The organism is Dysgonomonas sp. Marseille-P4677 (assembly GCF_016652235.1).
Lineage (GTDB): Bacteria > Bacteroidota > Bacteroidia > Bacteroidales > Dysgonomonadaceae > Dysgonomonas.
This window is the reverse complement of the sequence record NZ_JAEPKU010000022.1, coordinates 12,542-35,211: the sequence shown is the minus strand read 5'-3', so window position 1 is coordinate 35,211 and position 22,670 is coordinate 12,542. Positions and strand designations below refer to the sequence as shown.

At 35.8% G+C, this 22,670-nt stretch carries 18 protein-coding genes; 16 read left to right on the top strand and 2 right to left on the bottom strand.

Annotated elements, in window-relative coordinates:
- Positions 1–146: 146 nt before the first annotated feature.
- From ndk to JGH11_RS06420, 8 genes are all read left to right on the top strand, one after another.
- Positions 147–608: a nucleoside-diphosphate kinase gene (gene ndk, locus JGH11_RS06455; protein WP_201110754.1), complete on the top strand. Its 462-nt coding sequence runs from the start codon at positions 147–149 to the stop codon at positions 606–608.
- Positions 609–616: 8 nt separating this feature from the next.
- Positions 617–1,639, top strand: a complete 1,023-nt coding sequence (locus JGH11_RS06450; RefSeq protein WP_201110753.1) for a M23 family metallopeptidase — start codon at positions 617–619, stop codon at positions 1,637–1,639.
- A 270-nt stretch (positions 1,640–1,909) separates the two neighbouring features.
- A complete protein-coding gene (locus JGH11_RS06445) occupies positions 1,910–2,473 on the top strand; it encodes an RNA polymerase sigma-70 factor (RefSeq protein WP_201110752.1) in 564 nt (187 codons plus the stop codon).
- Positions 2,474–2,653: 180 nt separating this feature from the next.
- Positions 2,654–3,217: an RNA polymerase sigma-70 factor gene (locus tag JGH11_RS06440; RefSeq protein ID WP_201110751.1), complete on the top strand. Its 564-nt coding sequence runs from the start codon at positions 2,654–2,656 to the stop codon at positions 3,215–3,217.
- 65 nt (positions 3,218–3,282) lie between these two features.
- Positions 3,283–4,242, top strand: a complete 960-nt coding sequence (locus tag JGH11_RS06435) for a FecR family protein (RefSeq protein WP_201110750.1) — start codon at positions 3,283–3,285, stop codon at positions 4,240–4,242.
- A 228-nt stretch (positions 4,243–4,470) separates the two neighbouring features.
- The gene (locus JGH11_RS06430; protein ID WP_236263892.1) at positions 4,471–7,803 is read left to right on the top strand and encodes a TonB-dependent receptor; all 3,333 of its coding nucleotides are present in this window, start codon (positions 4,471–4,473) and stop codon (positions 7,801–7,803) included.
- A 22-nt stretch (positions 7,804–7,825) separates the two neighbouring features.
- Positions 7,826–9,385, top strand: a complete 1,560-nt coding sequence (locus tag JGH11_RS06425; RefSeq protein ID WP_201110748.1) for a RagB/SusD family nutrient uptake outer membrane protein — start codon at positions 7,826–7,828, stop codon at positions 9,383–9,385.
- Positions 9,386–9,626: 241 nt separating this feature from the next.
- Positions 9,627–11,894: a GH92 family glycosyl hydrolase gene (locus JGH11_RS06420; RefSeq protein WP_201110747.1), complete on the top strand. Its 2,268-nt coding sequence runs from the start codon at positions 9,627–9,629 to the stop codon at positions 11,892–11,894.
- Positions 11,895–11,980: 86 nt separating this feature from the next.
- On the opposite strand, the gene ung is transcribed toward JGH11_RS06420, so the two are convergent.
- Positions 11,981–12,643 (bottom strand): uracil-DNA glycosylase, encoded by a 663-nt coding sequence (ung, locus tag JGH11_RS06415; RefSeq protein WP_201110746.1) that lies wholly within the window; start codon positions 12,641–12,643, stop codon positions 11,981–11,983.
- 129 nt (positions 12,644–12,772) lie between these two features.
- Here ung and JGH11_RS06410 point away from each other — a divergent pair, with 129 nt between their 5' ends.
- Positions 12,773–14,068 carry an MATE family efflux transporter gene (locus JGH11_RS06410; protein ID WP_201110745.1) on the top strand — a complete coding sequence of 432 codons (1,296 nt, stop codon included), beginning with the start codon at positions 12,773–12,775 and terminating at the stop codon, positions 14,066–14,068.
- 34 nt (positions 14,069–14,102) lie between these two features.
- Positions 14,103–14,600 (top strand): flavodoxin, encoded by a 498-nt coding sequence (locus JGH11_RS06405; RefSeq protein ID WP_201110744.1) that lies wholly within the window; start codon positions 14,103–14,105, stop codon positions 14,598–14,600.
- A gap of 113 nt (positions 14,601–14,713) precedes the next feature.
- On the opposite strand, the gene JGH11_RS06400 is transcribed toward JGH11_RS06405, so the two are convergent.
- Positions 14,714–15,409 carry a YjjG family noncanonical pyrimidine nucleotidase gene (locus tag JGH11_RS06400; protein ID WP_201110743.1) on the bottom strand — a complete coding sequence of 232 codons (696 nt, stop codon included), beginning with the start codon at positions 15,407–15,409 and terminating at the stop codon, positions 14,714–14,716.
- A 194-nt stretch (positions 15,410–15,603) separates the two neighbouring features.
- Here JGH11_RS06400 and proS point away from each other — a divergent pair, with 194 nt between their 5' ends.
- The 6 genes from proS to xylA all read left to right on the top strand — a co-directional run bounded on the left by proS (position 15,604) and on the right by xylA (position 22,667).
- Positions 15,604–17,085 carry a proline--tRNA ligase gene (proS, locus tag JGH11_RS06395; RefSeq protein ID WP_201110742.1) on the top strand — a complete coding sequence of 494 codons (1,482 nt, stop codon included), beginning with the start codon at positions 15,604–15,606 and terminating at the stop codon, positions 17,083–17,085.
- A gap of 282 nt (positions 17,086–17,367) precedes the next feature.
- Positions 17,368–17,814: a hypothetical protein gene (locus JGH11_RS06390; RefSeq protein ID WP_201110741.1), complete on the top strand. Its 447-nt coding sequence runs from the start codon at positions 17,368–17,370 to the stop codon at positions 17,812–17,814.
- 136 nt (positions 17,815–17,950) lie between these two features.
- Entirely contained in the window at positions 17,951–18,793 is an 843-nt protein-coding gene (locus JGH11_RS06385; RefSeq protein WP_201110740.1) for a patatin family protein, read from the top strand.
- 254 nt (positions 18,794–19,047) lie between these two features.
- Positions 19,048–19,764 carry an NUDIX domain-containing protein gene (locus JGH11_RS06380; protein WP_201110739.1) on the top strand — a complete coding sequence of 239 codons (717 nt, stop codon included), beginning with the start codon at positions 19,048–19,050 and terminating at the stop codon, positions 19,762–19,764.
- Between the two features lie 58 nt (positions 19,765–19,822).
- Entirely contained in the window at positions 19,823–21,304 is a 1,482-nt protein-coding gene (locus tag JGH11_RS06375) for a xylulokinase (protein ID WP_201110738.1), read from the top strand.
- A 34-nt stretch (positions 21,305–21,338) separates the two neighbouring features.
- Positions 21,339–22,667 (top strand): xylose isomerase, encoded by a 1,329-nt coding sequence (gene xylA / locus JGH11_RS06370; RefSeq protein ID WP_201110737.1) that lies wholly within the window; start codon positions 21,339–21,341, stop codon positions 22,665–22,667.
- Positions 22,668–22,670 lie beyond the last annotated feature (3 nt).

Sequence of the window (22,670 nt, the reverse complement as noted above, 5' to 3'; positions counted from 1 at the left end):
GATTCTTTAAAGAAAAACTGTTTTTAAACATATCTAATATCATGTTAAATAGTCCTTAATTCGCAGGTGGCTATTTGTGAACTCTTGAAATAAATTCTATATTTGAAGGTTTTAAAAATGAAAATCGAAACTTTTTTAAGCGTAATATGGAAAAAACCCTTGTTATTTTAAAGCCTTCATGTGTTCAACGAACATTGATGGGTGAGGTTATTTCCCGTTTCGAGAAGAAAGGATTACGTTTAGCCGGAATGAAAATGATTCAATTGACTGATACCCTTTTAAATGAGCATTATGCCCATCTGAAAGATAAACCGTATTTTCAACGAGTAAAAACTTCAATGGAAGTTTGTCCTGTTGTTGTCCAATGCTGGGAGGGGATTGACGCTGCTACTGTAGTCCGGAATCTGGTTGGAGCAACCAATGGTCGTGAAGCAGCGATAGGTACTATTAGAGGAGATTTATCTATAAGTTCTCAAGAGAATATTGTTCATGCTTCCGATTCATCAGAATCAGCGAGAGTTGAGTTGAAAAGATTTTTTAAAGATGAAGAGATTTTTGATTATAAACTATCTACGCTATCACATTTATATGCTTGTGACGAGATCTAATTTATATTATGCAAAAAAGTAAAAATATTTTGACCGTAACCTTTAAAAGAATAAAACTATTGCCATTAGCAGCAATGTTTTTTATACCAATGAGTGGCTTCGCTCAAAAAAAGACTAATTCTTCAGAAACTAATGCTGATAGAGTCGAATTAAAATACAAACAACGCCATAGCAGATCCGCAGGAAATGATCTCTATGCCGATGGGATAAAAATAAAAAGAGACCTATCTATTTTAAAAGAAATACAAGAAGAGCGAGTGTTGTCGGCAGATGAAATTCCTGCTGAAGATCTTTATGGAGGAATATGGAATAATCGTTATGTAAATGCATATCGTTCAATAGAGAATATTCCGGATACATTTCAGGTTAATCTGGCCAATTTTACAATGCCAACAATGGGACATGTAACATCTAATTTTGGTCCCCGACGTCGTAGAATGCACTATGGTATCGACTTGAAAGTGCAAGTTGGAGATACTATTTATGCTGCATTTGACGGAAAAGTGCGTGTGAAGCAATACGAACGCCGTGGATATGGTTATTATCTAACAATTCGTCATCCCAATGGTTTAGAAACTGTGTATGGGCATCTATCTAAATTTTTAGTGGAAGAGGACGATGTGGTTAAATCAGGTGATCCGATTGCATTAGGAGGTAATACAGGCCGTTCTACTGGTTCGCATCTACATTTGGAGTTTCGTTTCCTAGGAAACCCAATTAACCCAATAAATATTGTTGACTTCGAAAATAAAGTATGCCATAAAGATACTTATACAGTTACAGCAAGTAGTTACAGTCGGAGTTCGAAAGGGGTTAACGTGAATAATCTTGCTTCAAGTGCTACTAGGTCCAAAGCAAATGTCAAGAATAAATACGCATCGGGAAAAGTAAATTACCATCGGGTAAAACAAGGAGATACATTAGGTGCGATCGCACGTAAATATAAAACAACAGTATCTAAACTGTGTTCATTGAATAGTATTACACCAAAAACCACATTGCGTTTAGGAAAATCGTTGAGAGTATCTTAATATCTTATCAGAATAAAATAACAGGCCGTAAGAACAAAATCTTACGGCTTTTGTTTATTTATTAATTAGGGCATTGCAATCTAGTTTTGTGCTGTAATTATCTCATTACATGTTATAGTGATAATACGCATATAGCCTTGTCGGTGTAAAATCTCAGCATATCCATATTTTACATTGAACTTTATGTGGTGATATATTGTTTAGCGGATTTGATTCTAAAGAGAATCGATTAAATTTTATGTGCTTAGGAAGCTCGAAATCGTCGAATCTATGGCAGAAATTTCAGATATTCGTTTTTTTAATGATTTATTTGTAAACTATCGTTTGCGTTTTGTTCGTTTTGCAAATACTTATGTTCGAGATCTAGTTATTGCAGAAGATATTACAACAGAATCTTTTATGGCGTATTGGGAAAATAGGGAGAATCTTCCATCAGACTCTAATGTTCCTGCATACATATTGACAATAATCAAGAATAAGTGTCTCAATCATTTGCAACATAATGAAGTGCGCACTAAGGTTTACAGTAATATACAAAGTGATGTTTCATGGGAAATGCAGATGCGTATTATGACCCTTGAGGCCTGTAATCCGGAACAACTGTTTTCGTTTGAGGTAGAAAAAATAGTAAACGACACATTGTCTACCCTGCCGGAAAGAACTCTTGAGGTCTTTACTCTGAGTAGATATAAGAATAAGTCACATAAAGAGATTGCAGCAGAATTAAATATTACTACTAAAGGTGTTGAATTTCATATAACTAAAGCATTGTCGCTTTTGCGTGAAAGATTAAAGGACTATATGACTTTTATTGTGACATTCCTTTCAGCATGATTTTTTTTCTTAGTTTTTCACTAGGGATACTTCGCTTCTATCTGTTATTTATATAGGTGGTAGGTAAAATGGACTTTTAGATTGTTCTATAAGTTTGGGCTTGTTTATTGAATAATGGCAGTTGATTCTAATAGGATCAATTTGTTTTATGTGTTTAGGAAGCTTGATACCATCTAATCTATGACAGGAATTTCTGATGTTCGTTTTTTTAATGATTTATTTGCGAATTATCGTTTGCGCTTTGTCCGTTTTGCTAATACTTATGTTCGGGATTTAGTAGTCGCAGAAGATATAACTATGGAAGCATTTATGGTCTATTGGGAAAATAGAGAAAACCTTCCTCCTGATTCTAATATTCCTGCATATGTGCTGACTATAATTAAAAATAGGTGCCTCAATCATATACAGCATAATGAGGTGAGGTATAAAGCATACAATAATATACAAAGTAATGTTGTATGGGAAACGCAGATGCGTATTATGACGCTTGAGGCCTGTAATCCGGAACAACTGTTTTCGTTCGAGGTAGAAAAAATAGTAAACGACACATTGTCTACCCTGCCGGAAAGAACTTTTGAAGTTTTTAGGTTGAGCAGATATGAGAATAGGTCACATAAAGAGATTGCAGCAGAATTAAATATTACTACCAAAGGTGTTGAATTTCATATAACTAAAGCGTTATCACTTTTGCGTGAAAGATTAAAAGATTATATGACTTTTATTATGACTCTGCTTTCTGCATAATTTTTTTTCATTTTTCACTAGGGACGTTCCTGCTTTATCTGTTGTTTATATAGATGGTAGAAAAAATGGATTTTAAATTACTTTACAAATTTTTTGAAGGATTTGCTACAGAAGAAGAGGAAACGGCTATAAAACAATGGCTGGCCGATTCTACTGAGAACGAAAAGCGTTTCCTTGAAGAGCGGAGATTATTTGATGCAATACTCCTGAATACAGAGGTTTCAGTAGTTGAACAAAACGGAGTAAATACTGCATTTAATATTAGTTCAAGGCGATCTACCTATCTTTTTCAGTTTCTTAAAATTGCAGCAATTGTCACTATAACCTTATTGGGTAGTTGGTTTTATTTCACACAAATAAATAAACCCAATAGATTTATAGCAAATCAAGTCATTTCTGTTCCAGCCGGTCAACGATTGAATCTTACTTTATCTGATGGGACTAATGTTTGGTTAAACGCAAAAACCAGAATTGAGTATCCGGTTTCTTTCAATGATAAAGAACGTCTGGTCATTTTAGATGGTCAGGCATACTTTGATGTTGCAAAAGATAAGGATGCCCCGTTTCGTGTTAAGACTAAAGATGGAATAGTAGAAGCCTTGGGTACAAAATTTGATGTGTTGGCGTATTCCGATAATCTTCAGTTCGAAACTGTGCTTATGGAAGGCAGAGTAAAAGTCAATGTAACAGAAGATCCCTCCCAGATACTAATTTTAACTCCTAACAATAAGGCTTTGCTCCGTAACGGAAAGTTACAGGCCGAATTTGTTGATGACTTTAGTGCATACCAATGGAAGGAAGGTTTGATTAGTTTTAAGAATGAGCCTTTTTATCAAATAATGAAGTCGTTTGAGAAAGTATATGATGTAAAGGTTGTTATAGAAAATCCTAAAATAAGTAATCTTATATATACAGGCAAATTCAGAATTATCGATGGGGTGGATTATGCCCTTCGCGTATTACAAAAAGATGTGAAGTTCGTATATAATAGAGATACAGAGAGGCATATTATTTATATTAAGTAGATACAACTAATGTTTAACCTTATTAAAACCAAATGCTTATGAGCTATTCCTAGCGGAGTATACTGTAAAAAAAGCCAATAGGTACTGCAATACCTACTGGCTCGAAAAAAAAATCAATACAATTTATTTGATCGTATTAACTTAAAACATCGTAAATCTATGGAAAATAATGTTTTTCAAGACTACTTTTTACCTAAAAATGGGAAAAATAAACATTTTTTTAGAATCATGAAAATCACGACGTTACTTTTATTCGTCGGCATTCTCTCTATCTACGCAGAGAATACATTTTCTCAAAATGCACGGGTTACAATTAATAAAAAGAATACTCAATTGGAGAAAGTGCTGAATGAGATAGAGAAGCAAACCGACTATCTTTTCATTTATAATGATAAGGTGGAAACAAATCAAAGAGTATCAGTAAATGCTAACACTAAGCCTGTAAGTCAGGTATTAAACGATTTATTTAAAGATACAAATGTTAGCTACTCTATGGAGGGGTCGCATATCATTCTGTCTAACAAGAATGAAAGTTATAACACCAATTCAAGTTCTCCTCAACAAGAAGGGAAAACGATAAAAGGAAAGGTTACTGATACAAATGGAGAACCGCTTATTGGTGTAAGTGTTACAGTTAAAGGTACTACTGTAGGTACTGTAACAGATATAGATGGAGCATATACACTCAAAGTATCCGATTCTAATGCAACTCTAGTGTTTTCGTTTATAGGATTTCAGGCTCAGGAAATAGCATTGAACGGTCAAAGTAATATAAATATATCTTTAGCTGAGGATGTTACGCTTCTGGATGAGATTGTTGTTGTTGGATATGGTACAATGAGAAAATCAGATGTTACAGGTTCAATATCTACTGCTAAAGGAGATGACATGGTAAAATCTCAAAACTTTAGTGCAGTAGAAAATCTTCGTGGTAAAGCATCAGGGGTTAATATTTTCTCAAACTCTAGTCAACCGGGAGCATATTCTAATAGAGTTGTTATACGTGGTATGTCTACAATAAATTCATCTTCAGATCCTTTATATGTTGTAGATGGTGTAGTTATGTCAGATTTCTATTTATTGAATCCGAATGATATAGAAAGTATTGAGGTCTTGAAAGACGCTTCTGCTGCGGCTATTTACGGAGCAAGAGGAGCCAATGGTGTGATATTGGTTACTACTAAGCGTGGAAACAAAGGTGAAGGTACTATGGTAAGTTATCAAGGATCAATCAGCCTTAGTTCAGTTGCTCGCTATATGGATACTATGAATGCACAAGAATGGACCGACGCTTTCATGATAGGTTTGGAAAATGAGAATAAATATCAAGGAAATAGCTGGTCTTTAGATCGTTCAAAATGGTTTACTGATAGAAATTATTTCGACGCTAATGGTAATCCTTTATATGATACAGACTGGCAAAAAGAAGCAACGCGTACAGCTGTTTCTCATAACCACCAGTTTAATATTCAGCAAGGAGGAAAGAACTCTTCTGTAGGAGCATTCTTAAATTACACAGATCAGCAGGGTGTAGTAAATAATACTTATGCAAAACGTTTGAATGCAAAACTGACATATGATGCAAAACCTCTGCCATGGTTGTCTACAGCTGTAAATCTATTGGTGAATCATACATGGGGTCAATATACTCCAGAAACAGGAGGTGGACAAGATGCTCGTCGTACTATGATAGAGATGGTGCCTTGGTTACCAGTAAGAGATGCAAATGGAGCTTATACAACATCTGCGTCTTCAACAATGAACGAAACCTTTGGTTTTGAAGGAATGTCTAACCCTGTAATGATATTAGACCTACAAAAGAGATTAAAATATAATACTAAAATCTTTGGTAATGCTGCTCTAACATTCCATTTGATGGAAGGTCTGGACCTGAAAACTCAGCTAGGTATTGATAGCAAACAACAATCAACTAAAGGTTATTCTTCAGTAAGTCTGAACAATATATCTATGCCAAATGGATGGGCATACAGAAGCCATACAAACGAACTTTATTGGCAAGAAGAGACTTATCTGACATATAACAAGGTAATGGAAGATCATCGTATTAATGCAATGGCTGGTCTATCATGGAATCAAACTACTTACGACTATGATTATATGTATACAGAGGGATTTGCTGACGATTTTTACGAATATAACAATATGTCTGTTGGTACAACTCCATCGTCACCTCAATCAGACTGGAACAAGCGTTCAATGAATTCATATTTCCTACGTTTGGCATATACATATAAAGATCGTTATTCTGCAACTGTTACAGGTCGTAACGACGGTTCTTCTAAATTTGGGAAAAATAATAAATATGCTTTCTTCCCATCAGCAGGTTTGGCTTGGATCGTATCTAACGAGAAATTCCTCGCAAATAACTCAGTTATAAGTAATCTGAAGTTACATACAAGCTATGGTCTTACCGGTAACTCTGAAATCAATCCTTATGAATCATTAGCTTCTGTTTCGGCAGGAACTTTCTTACTTGATGGAGCACGTGCGCCATATTCTTATATCAGCTCAATGGCTAATCCTGATTTGAAATGGGAAAAAACAGCTCAATGGGATTTAGGGTTTGATTTGGGGCTCTTTAAACAACGATTGAATTTCGACGTTTCTTACTATAATAAAAAGACTACAGACTTATTGTTGGATTGTCCAATTCCTACTTCTACAGGTTATAGCACCATCTTTAAAAATATTGGATCGGTAAGAAATCAAGGTTTAGATCTAATGATTAATGCAACACCTATAAAAACGAATGATTTTAACTGGGGTACTACTTTAAATCTAAACTATAATAAGAATAAAGTTCTTGCATTAGGCGAAAATAATGAAGATATCTTGCTTAATAGCTGGGTAGGAGGTTATGAAAGTATTATTCGCGTAGGAGAAAATATGAATAGTTTCTATGGTTATAGAAGATATGGTGTTTACACAGAAGAAGATTATAAAGCAGGAGAATGTAAACTTAATCAGGTAGGCCGTGCTAAACGTTCTACTGAAAAAGAGATTCTTGGTAAGGGTACTCCTGATTTGACAGGTAGCTTTATTAACAACTTCTCTTATAAAAACTTTGACCTGACAGTAGATATGCAATTTGTATTAGGTGTGGAGACTATGCAACAATTCTATCACTCTACATATGACCGTTTTGGTATCACTAATGGTTTAAGTAGTATTCTTTATGATGCATATAATGGATCAAATCCTAATACTATGCAACAGGCTATTTATTTGAGTAACTCTGGTCATGCGGGTCAGGATACTACAGTAGATTCATCTTGGGTTGTCGATGGTTCTTACCTTCGCTGTAATATGGTACAATTAGGATACACATTTACTCCGCAAATATGTAAAAGCTTGGGTGTTTCTGCATTGCGTGTTTATGGAAGTGCAAATAATCTATTTTTGATTTGTTCAAGTGACTTTAAAGGATACGATCCTGAAAGTACTTCTCAAGGAGATGGAAATAAATTCGGTCAAAATATGACATTCTTTTCATATCCAAGGGCAAAAACATTCACATTGGGTCTTAATTTAACATTTTGATTAATCTAAAAAAATGAATGAAATGAAAAAAATAGTATATATTCTTGCATGTGTAAGTCTGTTGGTGATGACAGCATGTAATGACTTTTTAGAAGAAGAGCCAAGATCATCTATGACTTCAGCGGCTTATTATAAAACGGAGGCACAAGCTTTGGCTAATGTGAATTATTTATATAGAAATGGTGCCCCAGGACGTATTTCCAATGCAGGTAGTGCCTATGTCGGCCCTAATGCATCTATTGATCCTATGTTGACAGGTTACTTTACTAATAGTTATGAAGGTCAGGAGACTATTTGTTTGTATGCGCGTCAATTGACCCGCCAACAAAATACAAGTACAGTATCTAGCACGATGAATAGTATTTGGGATAATTGCTATAGAGCAATTAATGTAGCCAATGGAGCTATTAAATATATCCCAGGTATCAGTATGGCTTCGTCGTCTGCGTCTAAGTTGATAGCTGAAGCTAAATTCTTCCGAGCTTTTAACTATTATTATTTAGTGAAAACTTTTGGTGATGTTCCTATGCCTACCGAGCCTTATGAATCAATGGAAAATATTTATTTGGCAAGAACACCAAAAGCTTCTGTCTATGAATTGATGGAATCTGATTTGAAAGATGCAGTAGATGCTCTTCCTGCTACTAAATTTGCTAGTAATAATCATCGTATAACAAAATATGCTGCTGCAATGTTGCTTTCTAATGTGTATTTGCGTCAGAATAAATACGGAGATGCTGCAAAAATGGCTAAAATTGTAATTGAATCTCCTCATAAATTAGCAACGAATGACAATTTAGCTTTGGGTAGTGCTTTCAATAAGCTACGTAGTACAGATGATTTGGACGAAGTTATCTATGCGCAAGAATATGATGCGACAATAAACAACGGAGGCTGGTGGCCAACATATGCGTTCAGTTCTTCAGCTGTATCTATATTCGGTACTTACTCTATCTTTGAGAGAGTATTTGGTCCTACAGACAGATTCTTGAAGGTTTACAAAACTGATGACTTGCGAATTCAACCGAACCAGTTCTTCCATTGGAACTATACTAATCCGGAAACAAACAAGACATGGACTTCGACTGTGGCTGGCTGTTGGTATTATTACGATGAAGAGGCCCTACTTACTTCAGGAAAATCTACTAAAGATTGGAACTTCTATCGTTTAGCAGAAGCTTTATTGGTTGGTGCAGAGGCAATTGCTCAGAGTGAGGGTGTTACTGCAGAGGCCGCTGGATATTTAGCCCAAATTAAAGCTCGTGCAGATATGAATGGAAAAACAGTAGACCAATATAAAACAGAGCTTCAGGCTATGTCGAAAGATAATTTTGTAAAAGAATGCTGGACTGAACGTTTACGCGAATTCCCATTAGAATTCAAAATATGGGATGATTGTACTCGTACAGGTATGTTCCCTGTAATCTCTGCAACTGTAGCAGGTCAGGTTGATTATGTCGCTCTTGTAGGTGCGAAAAATGGTTCAGATGCAACATTTAAAGAATCTGATTTGTTGTGGCCAATTTCTCACGATGAATTGCAACGTAATCCTCAACTTGTTCAGAATCCGGGTTATAATTAAGATTTGGAAATGTTTTAGTTAATCTAAATATACCTTTACGATTTCTATAATTGAAATCTTTCTAATGGTATTAGGTCTTAGAAAAAAGGGAAGTAGGGGTTACCACTGTGAGAGGTAACCCCATACTTTACCTATATTCTTGATATTATAATATTTGTTAACATTTTTCTATAATATTATTCCTTATTTTTGTCATATTGTAGAGGTTACGTAAGATAAGGAATCATAAATCTAACATATAATGAATTTTAAAATTAGTCGAATGACGAAAGCCATTTGCTTAGGAATTATTTCTTGCGCATTGCTTTCTTCTTGCAATGAATCCACAAAAGATTTGCAGAGTATTAATCTGACACAATATGTCGATCCTTATATCGGAACGGGAGATCATGGACATGTCTTTCTTGGGGCCAATGTGCCTTTTGGATTAGTACAGCTTGGTCCAACAAATATAACTGGAGGATGGGATTGGTGTTCCGGTTATCATATTTCAGACTCTACCATCTGGGGATTTACGCACATGCATTTGAGTGGCACAGGTATTGGTGATTTACTAGATATAGCCTTTATGCCTGTAGTAGGTGATGTGAAATTAGGTAAAGGTGAAATCTCCGATCCTAATTCGGGAATGTATTCTCTTTTTAACAGAAAAACTGAAATTGCTAAAGCTGGTTATTATGCAGTGCATCTTGATAGATACAATGTAGATGTAGAATTGACTGCTACAAAAAGAGTCGGTTTTCATAAATACACATTTCCTCAATCTGATAATGCACAGATCGTAATCGATCTGAAGAGTGCTCTTAACTGGGATGCGCCAGTTGATACATATTTAGTATACGAAAACGATTCGACCATATCTGGTTATCGTTTTTCTAAAGGCTGGGCCAATGATCAACGTGTATTCTTCACTGCTTCGTTTTCAAAACCAATGAAGAAGTTCCTTTTGTCGGAAGGTGAAGAAGTAAAAGAAGGGACTGAGCTTAAAGCTGTAGGGGTATTTGGACAAGCTCTGTTTGATACTAAAGATAAAGAGGAAATATATGTAAAAGTAGCTTTGTCTCCGGTTAGTATCGAAAATGCAAAGTTGAACATGCAGGCTGAATTGCCGGGATGGAATTTCGAAAAAACAATAGCAGATGCAGATCAGGCATGGAATGAGGAATTGAATAAGATAATCATCTCTACAGATGATAATACTATCAAGAGAAATTTTTATACAGCCCTTTATCATACAATGATTGCGCCGTCCGAATTTTGTGATGTAAACAATGATTACAGAGGATCCGACGCTCAAATGCATAAGCAAGGTACTTTTAAGAATTATACAACCTTCTCTCTATGGGATACCTATCGTGCTGCACATCCTTTGATGACTATTATTCATCCTGAGAAAATGAGTGACATTATAAATACAATGCTTACAATTTATCAACAACAAGGTAAATTACCAGTATGGCATCTTATGGGATGTGAGACCGATTGTATGGTTGGAAATCCGGGTATTTCAGTTGTAGCCGATGCAATTTTGAAGGGATATACCGGTTTCGACAAAGAACTAGCTTTCGAAGCAATGAAAAAATCAGCAATGCTTGACGAAAGAGGCCTCAAGTATATGAAAGAGTATGGTTATATTCCTTTCGATAAAGGTGAAAGCGAGGGGCTGTCTAAAGCAATGGAATACGCAATTGCTGATTGGGCTATTGCTCAGGTAGCTCAATCGATGGGAAAGACAGAAGATTATGAATATTTCTTGAAAAGAAGTAAAGCATATACACATTATTTTGATAAATCGACAGGGTTTATGAGAGGTTTGTCTTCGGATGGTAAATTCAGAACGCCATTCAATCCTTTCGAATCTGTTCATCGTGATAATGATTATACGGAAGGTAATGCATGGCAATACACATGGTTAGTACCTCATGATATAAAAGGCCTTGTTGACTTGTTCGGAAGTAAAGAGGCTTTCGTACAGAAACTCGATTCTTTATTCATTGTAGAAGGATCGTTAGGCGAACATGCTTCTCCTGATATTAGTGGACTTATAGGGCAATACGCACATGGTAACGAACCAAGTCATCATGTATTGTATATGTATCCATATGTAGGACAACCGTGGAAAACTGCAGATAAAGTTCGTCAAGTAATGTCGGAACTTTATTTTGACAAACCGGCAGGGCTTTCAGGAAATGAGGATGTCGGCCAAATGTCGGCTTGGTATGTATTATCAGCTTTAGGCTTCTATCAGGTAGAACCGGCGGGAGGAAAATATGTTTTTGGTAGCCCTATTGTAAGTGAAGCCTCAATCAGAGTAAAGGATGGAAAGATATTTAAAGTTGTGGCTAAGAATAATAGCGTTGCCAATAAATATATCCAAAGTGTTACACTTAATGGTAAGGACTATGATAAGTTCTATATTGATTTTAAAGATATTGAGACTGGTGGCGTACTAGAGTTTGAGATGGGGGACAAACCATCCGAAACATGGGGCGTCAACGGTGGTATATAAAAAAACAAAATCCCATATTTACACATCATAGGGATTTTTATTAAGGGTGAGGCTGCCAGAAGTGATTCTCGCAGCCTTTTTTGTTTTTACCATTCTATGGGAGTTATACCTTTCGATTCGAGGTACTTATTGGTGTAGCTAAAATGATTATTGCCGAAGAATCCGTTATGGGCCGATAATGGAGACGGATGAACTGATTTTAAGACAAGATGCTTGTTGGTATCTATAAATGCAGCTTTCTTTTGGGCGTAAGCTCCCCACAATATAAATACAAGGTTTTCTCTTTCTTCGGCTAGTTTATGTATTGCCGCATCAGTAAAAGCCTCCCATCCTTTCCTTTGATGAGAACCTGCCATATGTGCTTGTACGGTTAGTGTAGCGTTAAGTAGCAATACACCCTGATCTGCCCATCGGGTTAGATCTCCTGATTTAGGAATAGGACTACCTAGATCTTTATTTATTTCTTTGAATATATTGACTAAAGAAGGAGGCGGCATTATGCCATCCGGAACGGAGAAGCATAGTCCATTTGCTTGTCCATCGTTGTGATAAGGGTCTTGTCCAAGAATGACTACCTTCACTTTGTCAAAAGGGGTGTGATCAAAAGCGTTGAAAATTAATTTTGCCGGTGGAAATATCTTTTTTGTCTGATATTCACTTCTTACAAATTGAGTCAATTTTACAAAATAATCTTTATTGAATTCGTCCTTCAATTGTTCTTTCCAGCTTTCATCTATTTTTACATCCATGATATATTCAATTCGTTCTTTAGATTACTTTTCATTTATTAGATGTAAAGATACAATTTTTTCCAACCAGTGAATCTTACTATTTAACATTTGTGCATTATCGCTAACAATAGTACTTTTGTACTTGTCATGAATAAAAACATTCTAAGGTTAGCGGTACCTAATATTATATCGAATATTACTGTCCCATTGCTCGGGCTGGTGGATATGTATATTGTAGGACATCTCGATTCGGAAGATTATATTGGAGCTATCGCTCTGTCCACAATGATCTTTAATTTTATTTATTGGAGTTTCTCATTCTTGCGGATGGGAACCAGCGGTTTTACGGCACAGGCTTTTGGCGCAGAAAATACTCAGGAGCAAACAAATATCTTATTGCGTTCGTTGGCTGTTGCTATGGGAGCAGGAGTTCTTATCATTCTTTTACAATATCTTATTGCTTTAGTTGGTTTTTATTTTCTCGATGCTGGGCCCATTGTCAAAATGTATGCATATCAGTATTTTTCTATATATGTATGGGCGGCTCCGGCCGTTCTCGGATTGTATACCTTCAATGGTTGGTACGTGGGTATGCAGAATGCAAAAGTTCCTATGGTTGTGGCTATAGGTATCAATGTGGTTAATATTATATTGAGTTTTACTTTCGTTTATGGCTTCAGGATGAAATTAGATGGAGTCGCTTTGGCGTCGGCATGCGCACAATATACCGGATTTTTCTCTTTTTTATTTATTTGGAACTGGCGATATGGGAGACTAAAGCAATATATAAATTTCAAAGTGCTTAAGGATTTGCAGTTGTATATCCCGTTTTTTAAAGTAAATAGCGATATTTTTATCCGTACTATGGCTTTGGTGTCCGTTACTACATTTTTTATGTCGGCATCAGCCAGGCTCGGGAAAGATATACTTGCTGTAAATGCCCTGTTAATGCAATTATTTGTGCTATTTTCATACATGATGGATGGATTTGCTTATGCTGCAGAGGCTCTTACCGGGCGATTTATCGGAGCAAATCTTCGATCACAGCTCAAGATATTGGTGAAGAAACTATTTTTATGGGGAATAATAATAGCTGGGATATTTACACTTGTTTATGCGCTTTTCTTAGATCAAATATTAGGTGTTCTTACAGATAAGCAGAATATAATAGAGCTGAGCCGACAATTTCAGTTTTGGGTTTGCCTTATACCGATAGCTGGTTTTTCTGCATTTCTATGGGATGGTGTTTTTGTTGGAGCAACAGCCTCTCATCAGATGAGAAATTCCATGTTGATAGCTGTCGGTTGCTTTTTTTTCGTGTATTTTATTTTTTCTGATATATTTGCAAACAATATCTTATGGATTGCGTTTATTGTTTATCTAGCATTAAGAGGAGGGATACAAAGTCTTATGGCTCCCGCTATCTTGAAAGATGTCAGATAATTATTTATCAGTTTAATAAATGTTTTAATTTGTTATGAGCAAAATTGCAATAGTTTACGGTTCATCTACCGGAGCCACAGAAGCGGTAGCAGAAAAAATGCAGGCATTGTTGGAAGGGTCTTCTCTTTTCAATGCTGAGAATGTGAATGTTGATGACCTGAAACCATATGATTTTCTAATCTTCGGAGCTTCTACAACTGGTGTGGGAGACTTGCAAGATGATTGGGAAGTACTTCTGCCAAAAGTTGAAAAAATGGATTTTACAGGTAAGAAAGTAGCTTTGTTTTCACTCGGGGATAGTGCCTCTTTTTCTACAAGCTTTGCAGGTGCTATGTATTATATTTACAAAGCATTAAAGGGTAAAGTTGAAATTGTAGGTTCTGTTTCTACAGACGGGTACACATTTGATGAGTCTGATGCTGTAATAGATGGCCGTTTTGTTGGCCTGGCATTGGACGAGGATAATGAATATAACGAAACAGATGCGCGTATCGCTTCATGGATCGAAAGTTTGAAAACATTCTTAAATTAATATTATTGATAAATAATAAAGAAAGGAGCTGTTCGAAAGGGCAGCTCCTTTCTTTATTTATAGTCTTTTATCAAAAAAATGTATAGGATATAGATATGGTGAATAAGAAACCTTTATAAGATATTTTTTATCTCATATAATTTTTTCACCATATAAGTTGGTTTGATTTTTTCGGGCAATTTATTTTCCGGGTTATACCATATCTGATTTATTCCCGAATTATATGCTCCATAAATGTCAGTAGAAAGATTATCTCCAATCATTATTACTTCACTTCTGGTTGCACCAATTCTGTCTAGACTATAAGAGAAGATATCAGGATGAGGTTTATTTACACCAACAATATCGGATAGTATAATATGATCGAAGTAGGAGAGGTCTAATCTGGCACTTTCCATTTTCTGATATTGCATTTCGGTAAAACCATTAGAAAGAATATGTATCTTGTACTTCGGCTTCAGGTAGTCAAGTAAGTCTAAGGCTCCTTCTATCAAAGCTTCTTTTTTTACTATCCGCTCTATATAGTCTTTATTTATAACTCTTATTTTTTCTTTATTAAAACCATCGATATGCTTTAGGGTATCGGTGAATCTGTCTTCCTGAATTTTTTCTTTTGTAATATCTCCATTGTTATATCCAATCCATAATTTACTTACATTTTCATTATAGAAGGTGAAAAATTCGTCGAAGGACTTAAAATATTTCCCGAAGAGATAATCTCTGTAAATTTCTTTTACTGTTTCTTTTGTATTGGTAGCCGTATCTATGAGCGTATCATCCAGATCGAGAAGTATATCGGTATATTTCATTATTTTTTAATAATAGTAAGCGGTTAATTAATATTCATTTTTCCGTATCATAGTATATACAGTCGTTATTATACTTACATAAGGAACTGAAGTAAAAACAAAGATACAAAATACACTTCATATGTTATTTAATTACGGTCTTTTGCTAACTTTGCAGTTACTTTTTTGAAAAAATCAGAATTTCTATATAGAATATGGCAAAAGAACTAAAAGAACTGACTTCGAGAAGCAAAGATTATAGTCAGTGGTACCTTGATTTGGTATTGAAAGCAGATATGGCAGAGAACTCTGCTGTACGTGGTTGTATGGTGATTAAACCATATGGTTATGCTATTTGGGAAAAAATGCAACGTCAACTTGACGATATGTTCAAAGAAACAGGGCATGTAAATGCGTATTTTCCTCTTTTCATACCTAAATCATTTCTTAGTAAAGAGGCCGACCATGTCGAAGGATTTGCAAAGGAATGTGCAGTAGTGACCCATTATCGTTTAAAAAATGATCCTGAAGGGAAAGGCATAATTGTAGATCCTGAAGCGAAACTCGAAGAAGAACTGATTGTGCGTCCGACTTCCGAAACTATTATATGGAATACATACCGCAATTGGATTCAATCTTATAGAGATTTACCTCTTCTAATAAATCAATGGGCTAATGTAGTGCGCTGGGAGATGCGTACACGCTTGTTTTTGCGTACTGCTGAGTTTCTTTGGCAGGAAGGACATACAGCTCATGCAACAAAAGAAGAAGCAGAGGAAGAGGCTCGTAAGATGTTAGACGTGTATGCGCAGTTTGCAGAAGAGTATATGGCTATGCCTGTAGTGAAAGGTGTGAAATCGGCATCAGAACGTTTTGCAGGCGCTGTAGACACATATACAATCGAAGCAATGATGCAGGATGGAAAAGCATTGCAATCCGGAACATCTCACTTCTTAGGACAAAACTTTGCCAAAGCATTCGATGTTAAGTTTGCTGATAAAGAAGGTAAAATGGATTATGTTTGGGCTACATCGTGGGGTGTTTCTACACGCTTGATAGGTGCATTAATAATGGCACACTCCGATGATAATGGATTAGTGCTTCCTCCTAAACTTGCTCCATTCCAAGTAGTAATCATACCTATTTATAAAGGAGAGGAGCAGTTAGCTTTGATAAACGAGAAAGTAAACGGTATTGTTAAGTCATTGAAGGCTTTGGGTATAAGTGTGAAGTATGACAATGCTGATAATAAAAAGCCGGGTTGGAAATTTTCGGAATATGAATTAAAAGGTGTTCCTGTTCGTTTGGCGATGGGAGCACGTGATATGGAAAACAATACAGTAGAGGTGGCTCGTCGCGACACATTGACAAAAGAAACTGTTTCGTGCGATGGTTTAGATATGTATATAAAGAATCTGCTTGATGAGATTCAGGCAAATATTTATCAAAAGGCGTTTGACTACAGAGCAGCTCAGACTATCACAGTCGATTCATATGATGAGTTTAAAGAAAAGATAGAAGAGGGAGGATTTATTCTGGCTCATTGGGATGGAACCCCGGAAACAGAAGAAAAGGTTAAAGCAGAAACAAAGGCTACTATTCGTTGTATTCCTCTCGAAGGAGATAAAATTCCGGGCAAATGTATGGTTACAGGAAAGCCATCAGCGCAACGTGTAATATTTGCGAGAGCCTATTAAGGTGATATACTAATATAACTAGATAAACAGCCCCTGAAACTTGATTCATCAAATTTCAGGGGCTGCTTGTATATGATTCATAGTTAAATGGCTATTTTGTATAGCATAGTACTAAAAAAAAATATAAATTTATATCGCTTATTTATATCGCGTTATCTTTTAGTTCGTTTTTTTTGTTGAGAAATCTGTAACTTTTTCATTCTTGTACTCGTCATATTAGTAGAAAGCCCTTAAGGATTAAAAGCAATAAAATAAAGGAAATAACTACTAAATAATACAATCATGAAAGCAATCGTTTTAACCTCAGTTTTGACAATATTATTATCAGTGTCTGGTCTCTATGCAAATGAACCTCAAAATACAATTCTATGTAATCAGGAAACTTCAGAATTTGGCTTAAAGAAAGAATGTATCTCTTTAGACAAAGCTACATCTAATCCTGTTGGAAGAACAATTTATACATATAATACAGCTGGAGAGCTACAAGAAAAAGTATGTTATGTTTGGGATCGCAGTATAGGTTGGACCGGCTTGCAAAAATATGAATATGAGTATAACGAAAAAGGACAAGTAACTAATCTTATCCATACGGCATGGAATCCGACATTAGCATCGTGGTCGTCAAAATCGCAACATATTCTTCATATTTATAATGCCGATGGTTCACTTCTTGCTGTTAAGAAGGTGCAAGTGGATAATGCAAAAGATGGTTTGGTTGCTATAAAATAGAACACACTCTTTTTTTATTAAAGGCTTTGCTGTTTATAGAAATATAACAGTGAAGCCTTTTCTTTTTATTATAATTTGTAGTGAGCTTGTTTACAATATTTTTTTTAAATTTATATTTATATTAAAAGATTAACACATGATAGACACAACTAACATAGGGCTGGTGCTTGAAGGCGGAGGAATGCGCGGAGTTTTTACTTGTGGAGTATTAGATTATTTTATGGATAATGGAATCTCTTTTCCTTATGCCATTGGGGTATCTGCCGGAGCATGCAACGGTCTATCTTTTATTTCCAAGCAGCGTGGACGAGCGAAATATAGTAATATAGATCTATTGGGTAAATATAGATATATAGGTTTTAAGCATTATATCAAAAAAAGGAATATTATGGATTTTGATCTGTTATTTCATGAGTTTCCAGACAATATTATCCCTTACGATTATAATACCTACTTTGCTTCACCTTCGCGCTTCGAAATGGTTACGTCGAATTGCTTGACAGGTAAGGCTGAATATTACGAAGAGAAAAAAAGTAAAGAACGAGTGATTGATATAGCAAAAGCTTCGAGTAGTTTGCCTATCCTATGTCCGATAACTTACGTAGATAATATACCTATGCTGGATGGCGGTATTTGTGACTCTATACCTGTAATTAGAGCGAGAGAGCAAGGATATAAAAAAAACGTGGTGATTCTTACCCGAAACAAAGGCTATCGTAAAGAAGGCAAGGATATAAAAGTTCCATCATTTATTTATCGTAAATATCCTGCTATGCGGGAAGCTTTAGGAAATCGCAATAGTGTTTACAATAACCAACTCGATTTGGTGGATGAGTTGGAAGAAAAAGGTGAAATTTTTGTTATTCGCCCGGAACAACCAATAGTTGTTGATCGCATAGAAAAAGATATCGATAAACTTACCGACCTGTATGAACAAGGATACGAATGTGGTAAATATATTTTTGATATAAATATATAATTGGATCACTTTTATCCATACCACCTTATTGTTTTTTTTAACAAATATTTTAATTCTTTCCATGTCTTCCAAATCCCTTCTATAATAAAGGATTGTTAATGTATAAAGTACAATATGTTTGTATTCCTTATTGTGTTAAATATGATATTCAAATATCTGTGTTATAGATATTTATATAAAAATAATATAGAATTTATTCTTTGATTTGTATTTTTATTGGTACATTCGTATGTCATATAAATGATAGGAATGCCATGAAAACCAATTTTATTCATACATATGTTTCAGTTGACTGTGTTGTCTTTGGCTTCGAAGACGATCAACTCAATATTCTTCTGGTTCAACGAAGTGCAGATTCTAATATTCCAAAAGATTTAAAGTTGCCTGGTAGCCTTATATATAATGAGGAAGATGTTGATGATGCAGCTCACAGGGTGCTTTTCGAACTTACAGGGATTAAACGTATGTCTCTAAAGCAATTCCGTTGTTTTGCCTCTCCTAACAGAACGAAGAATCCTGACGATGTAAAATGGCTCGATGTTGCTTATCAGCCTAATATCAATCGTCTGATAACTGTCGCTTACTTGTCTTTGTGTAAGGTGGATCGGAAGCTAAATAATATATCAAAATATAAGTTGACCGAATGGTGCCCAATAAGTAAACTTCCCGAAATGCCATTCGATCATAATCAGATCGTAAAGGAATCGCTGACAGAAATACGCCATTGGATTGAGTTTGATCCGGCAATTGTATTCGAATTACTACCTCAAAAATTTACGATCAGCCAACTTCATAAATTATATGAAGCTATATACGATAAGAGTATTGATATTCGCAATTTTCATAAGAAAGTTGCTGCCATGCCATATGTTGTAGCTCTGGAAGAGAAGCAAAAAGATGTTTCACACAGGGCTGCTCGTTACTACAAATTTGATAAGAAAGAATATAATAAAAGAAAAACCAGTATTTGATTTTCTTGCTTTAGATAGGATTAAGAAACTTATAATTTATAACTTATAATTGAAAAACATGTATTTATTGGGATACGATATCGGTAGTTCGTCCGTGAAAGCCTGTTTGGTAAAAGCAGATACAGGTAAAATAGTAGCTTCAGATTTCTTTCCGAAAGAAGAAATGAAGATTACGGCTGTTAAATCGGGTTGGGCAGAACAAGATCCTGCCGACTGGTGGACTAATCTGAAATTAGCACACGCTTCGGTGATGCAAAAAGCAGGAGCGACAGGAGACGAAATTCAAGCTATTGGTATCACATGGCAAATGCACGGATTGGTATTGGTTGATAAAGAAAAGAATGTACTTCGGCCATCTATAATCTGGTGTGACAGTCGTGCCGTACCATATGGAGAGGCCGCATTCAAAACTATTGGGGAAGAGAAGTGTCTCTCTCATCTATTAAACTCGCCGGGCAATTTTACAGCATCAAAATTGGCTTGGGTTAAAGAAAATGAGCCTCATATATTTGAAAAGATAGATAAACTAATGCTTCCCGGCGATTATATTGGTATGAAGCTGACAGGCGATATTGTTGTAACAGTGGAGGGAATGTCGGAGGGGATTTTCTGGAATTTTAAGACTAACACTTTATCGGAGGATGTATTGAACTATTATGGAATACCAAAAAGTTTTTTCCCCGAAATAAAACCAATATTCGGAGTACAAGGTAATGTATCTGCTGAAGCTGCAAAAGAATTAGGCCTAAAGGAAGGAACACCTGTTTCTTATCGTGCTGGTGACCAGCCAAATAATGCTTTGTCTTTGAATGTATTTGAACCTGGAGAAATAGCTTCTACAGCAGGTACATCAGGGGTTGTATATGGAGTGCTGGACCAATTGAATTATGATAAATTATCGCGTGTAAATACTTTTGCTCATGTCAATTATACCTTCGAGCAGATACGTCTGGGAGTTCTTCTGTGTATTAATGGAACCGGAATATTGAACTCATGGCTCAAGCGTAATTTGGCTTTAGAAGGTCTTTCATATGCAGAGATGAATGATTTGGCTGCGCAATCACCTATAGGAGCAAAAGGAATAAGTATTATACCTTTCGGCAATGGAGCCGAACGAGTACTTGAAAATCAAGATGTAAACTGTTCTATTCATGGTATAAACTTCAATATTCATGATAAAAAAGATATACTTAGAGCAGCACAGGAAGGTATTGTTTTTTCGTATGAATACGGAATGGAAATAATGCGTGAAATGGGCATGAATATTCATACTATTAAAGCAGGGTATGCGAATATGTTTCTCAGTCCTGTTTTTGCCCAGACATTAGCTAATGTAAGTGGAGCCACAATAGAATTGTATAATACAGATGGAGCTGCCGGAGCAGCTAAGGCTGCGGGAATCGGAATCGGACTTTATGCTACTTCTCAGGAGGCATTTGCTTCTCTCGAAAAACTTTATGTAATAGAGCCTGATTCTGAAAATAAAGCTCTTAGTCGAGAAGCATACCAAAGGTGGAAAAATCTTGTATTGAAAAACTAATACTCATAAATCATTTTAAATAAATAACAGAACAATGGAAATTTTGAAAGGTACAAAAGAATTTTTTCCGGGAATAGGAAAAATAAAATTTGAAGGAAAAGACAGTAAAAACCCGCTTGCTTACCGTTTTTATGATGAAAATAGAGTAGTAATGGGTAAACCGATGAAAGAGTGGATGCGCTTTGCAATGGCTTATTGGCATTCGTTATGTGCAAATGGGGCAGACCCTTTTGGCGGAGCTACAATTCATCACCCATGGAATATAGGAAATGATGCAATCAGTAGCGCTAAATATAAGATGGATGCAGCTTTTGAGTTTATGACCAAAATGGGTATTCCTTATTATTGTTTTCACGATGTAGACTTAGTGGATGCAGGTAGCTCGTGGACTGAATATGAGAAGAATTTGCAAGCCATAGTTGATTATGCTAAAGAAAAACAAGCAGCTTCAGGTATTAAATTACTTTGGGGTACAGCAAATGTATTTAGCCATGAACGATATATGAACGGAGCTTCTACAAATCCTGATTTTGATGTAGTAGCTTGTGCAGGTACTCAGGTTAAGAATGCTATTGATGCAACTATTGCTCTTGGTGGAGCAAACTATGTATTCTGGGGAGGACGTGAAGGTTATATGAGTCTGTTGAATACAGACATGAAACGTGAGAAAGAACATCTTGCACGCTTCCTGAGTATATCTCGTGACTATGCTCGCAAACAAGGTTTTACAGGAACATTCCTTATCGAGCCAAAACCAATGGAACCAACCAAACATCAATATGATTTCGATACAGAGACTGTTATTGGTTTCCTTCGTCATTATGGCTTAGATAAGGACTTTAAAGTTAATATCGAAGTAAATCATGCTACATTAGCCGGACACACATTTGAACATGAATTGCAAGCTGCTGTAGATGCAGGTCTGTTAGGTAGTATCGATGCTAATCGCGGAGATTATCAGAATGGATGGGATACAGATCAGTTCCCTATCGACTTATACGATTTGGCTCAGGCATGGTTAGTATTGCTTCCAGCCGGAGGCCTAGGCAATGGTGGTGTAAACTTCGATGCCAAAATCCGTCGTAATTCTACAGATATGGATGACTTATTTATTGCTCATATTTCGGGTATGGATGTATTTGCTCGCGGGCTTCTTATCGCTGCTGATATTTTGCAACATTCCGATTATAATAAATTGCGTCAGGCTCGTTATGCTTCTTTCGATAATGGTAATGGTAAAGCATTTGAAGAAGGTAAGTTAACTCTTGAGGATTTACGTACAATTGCGCATAAAGTAGGCGAACCGAAACAAATAAGCGGTAAGCAAGAATTGTATGAAGCTATTGTAAATATGTATATTTAATAT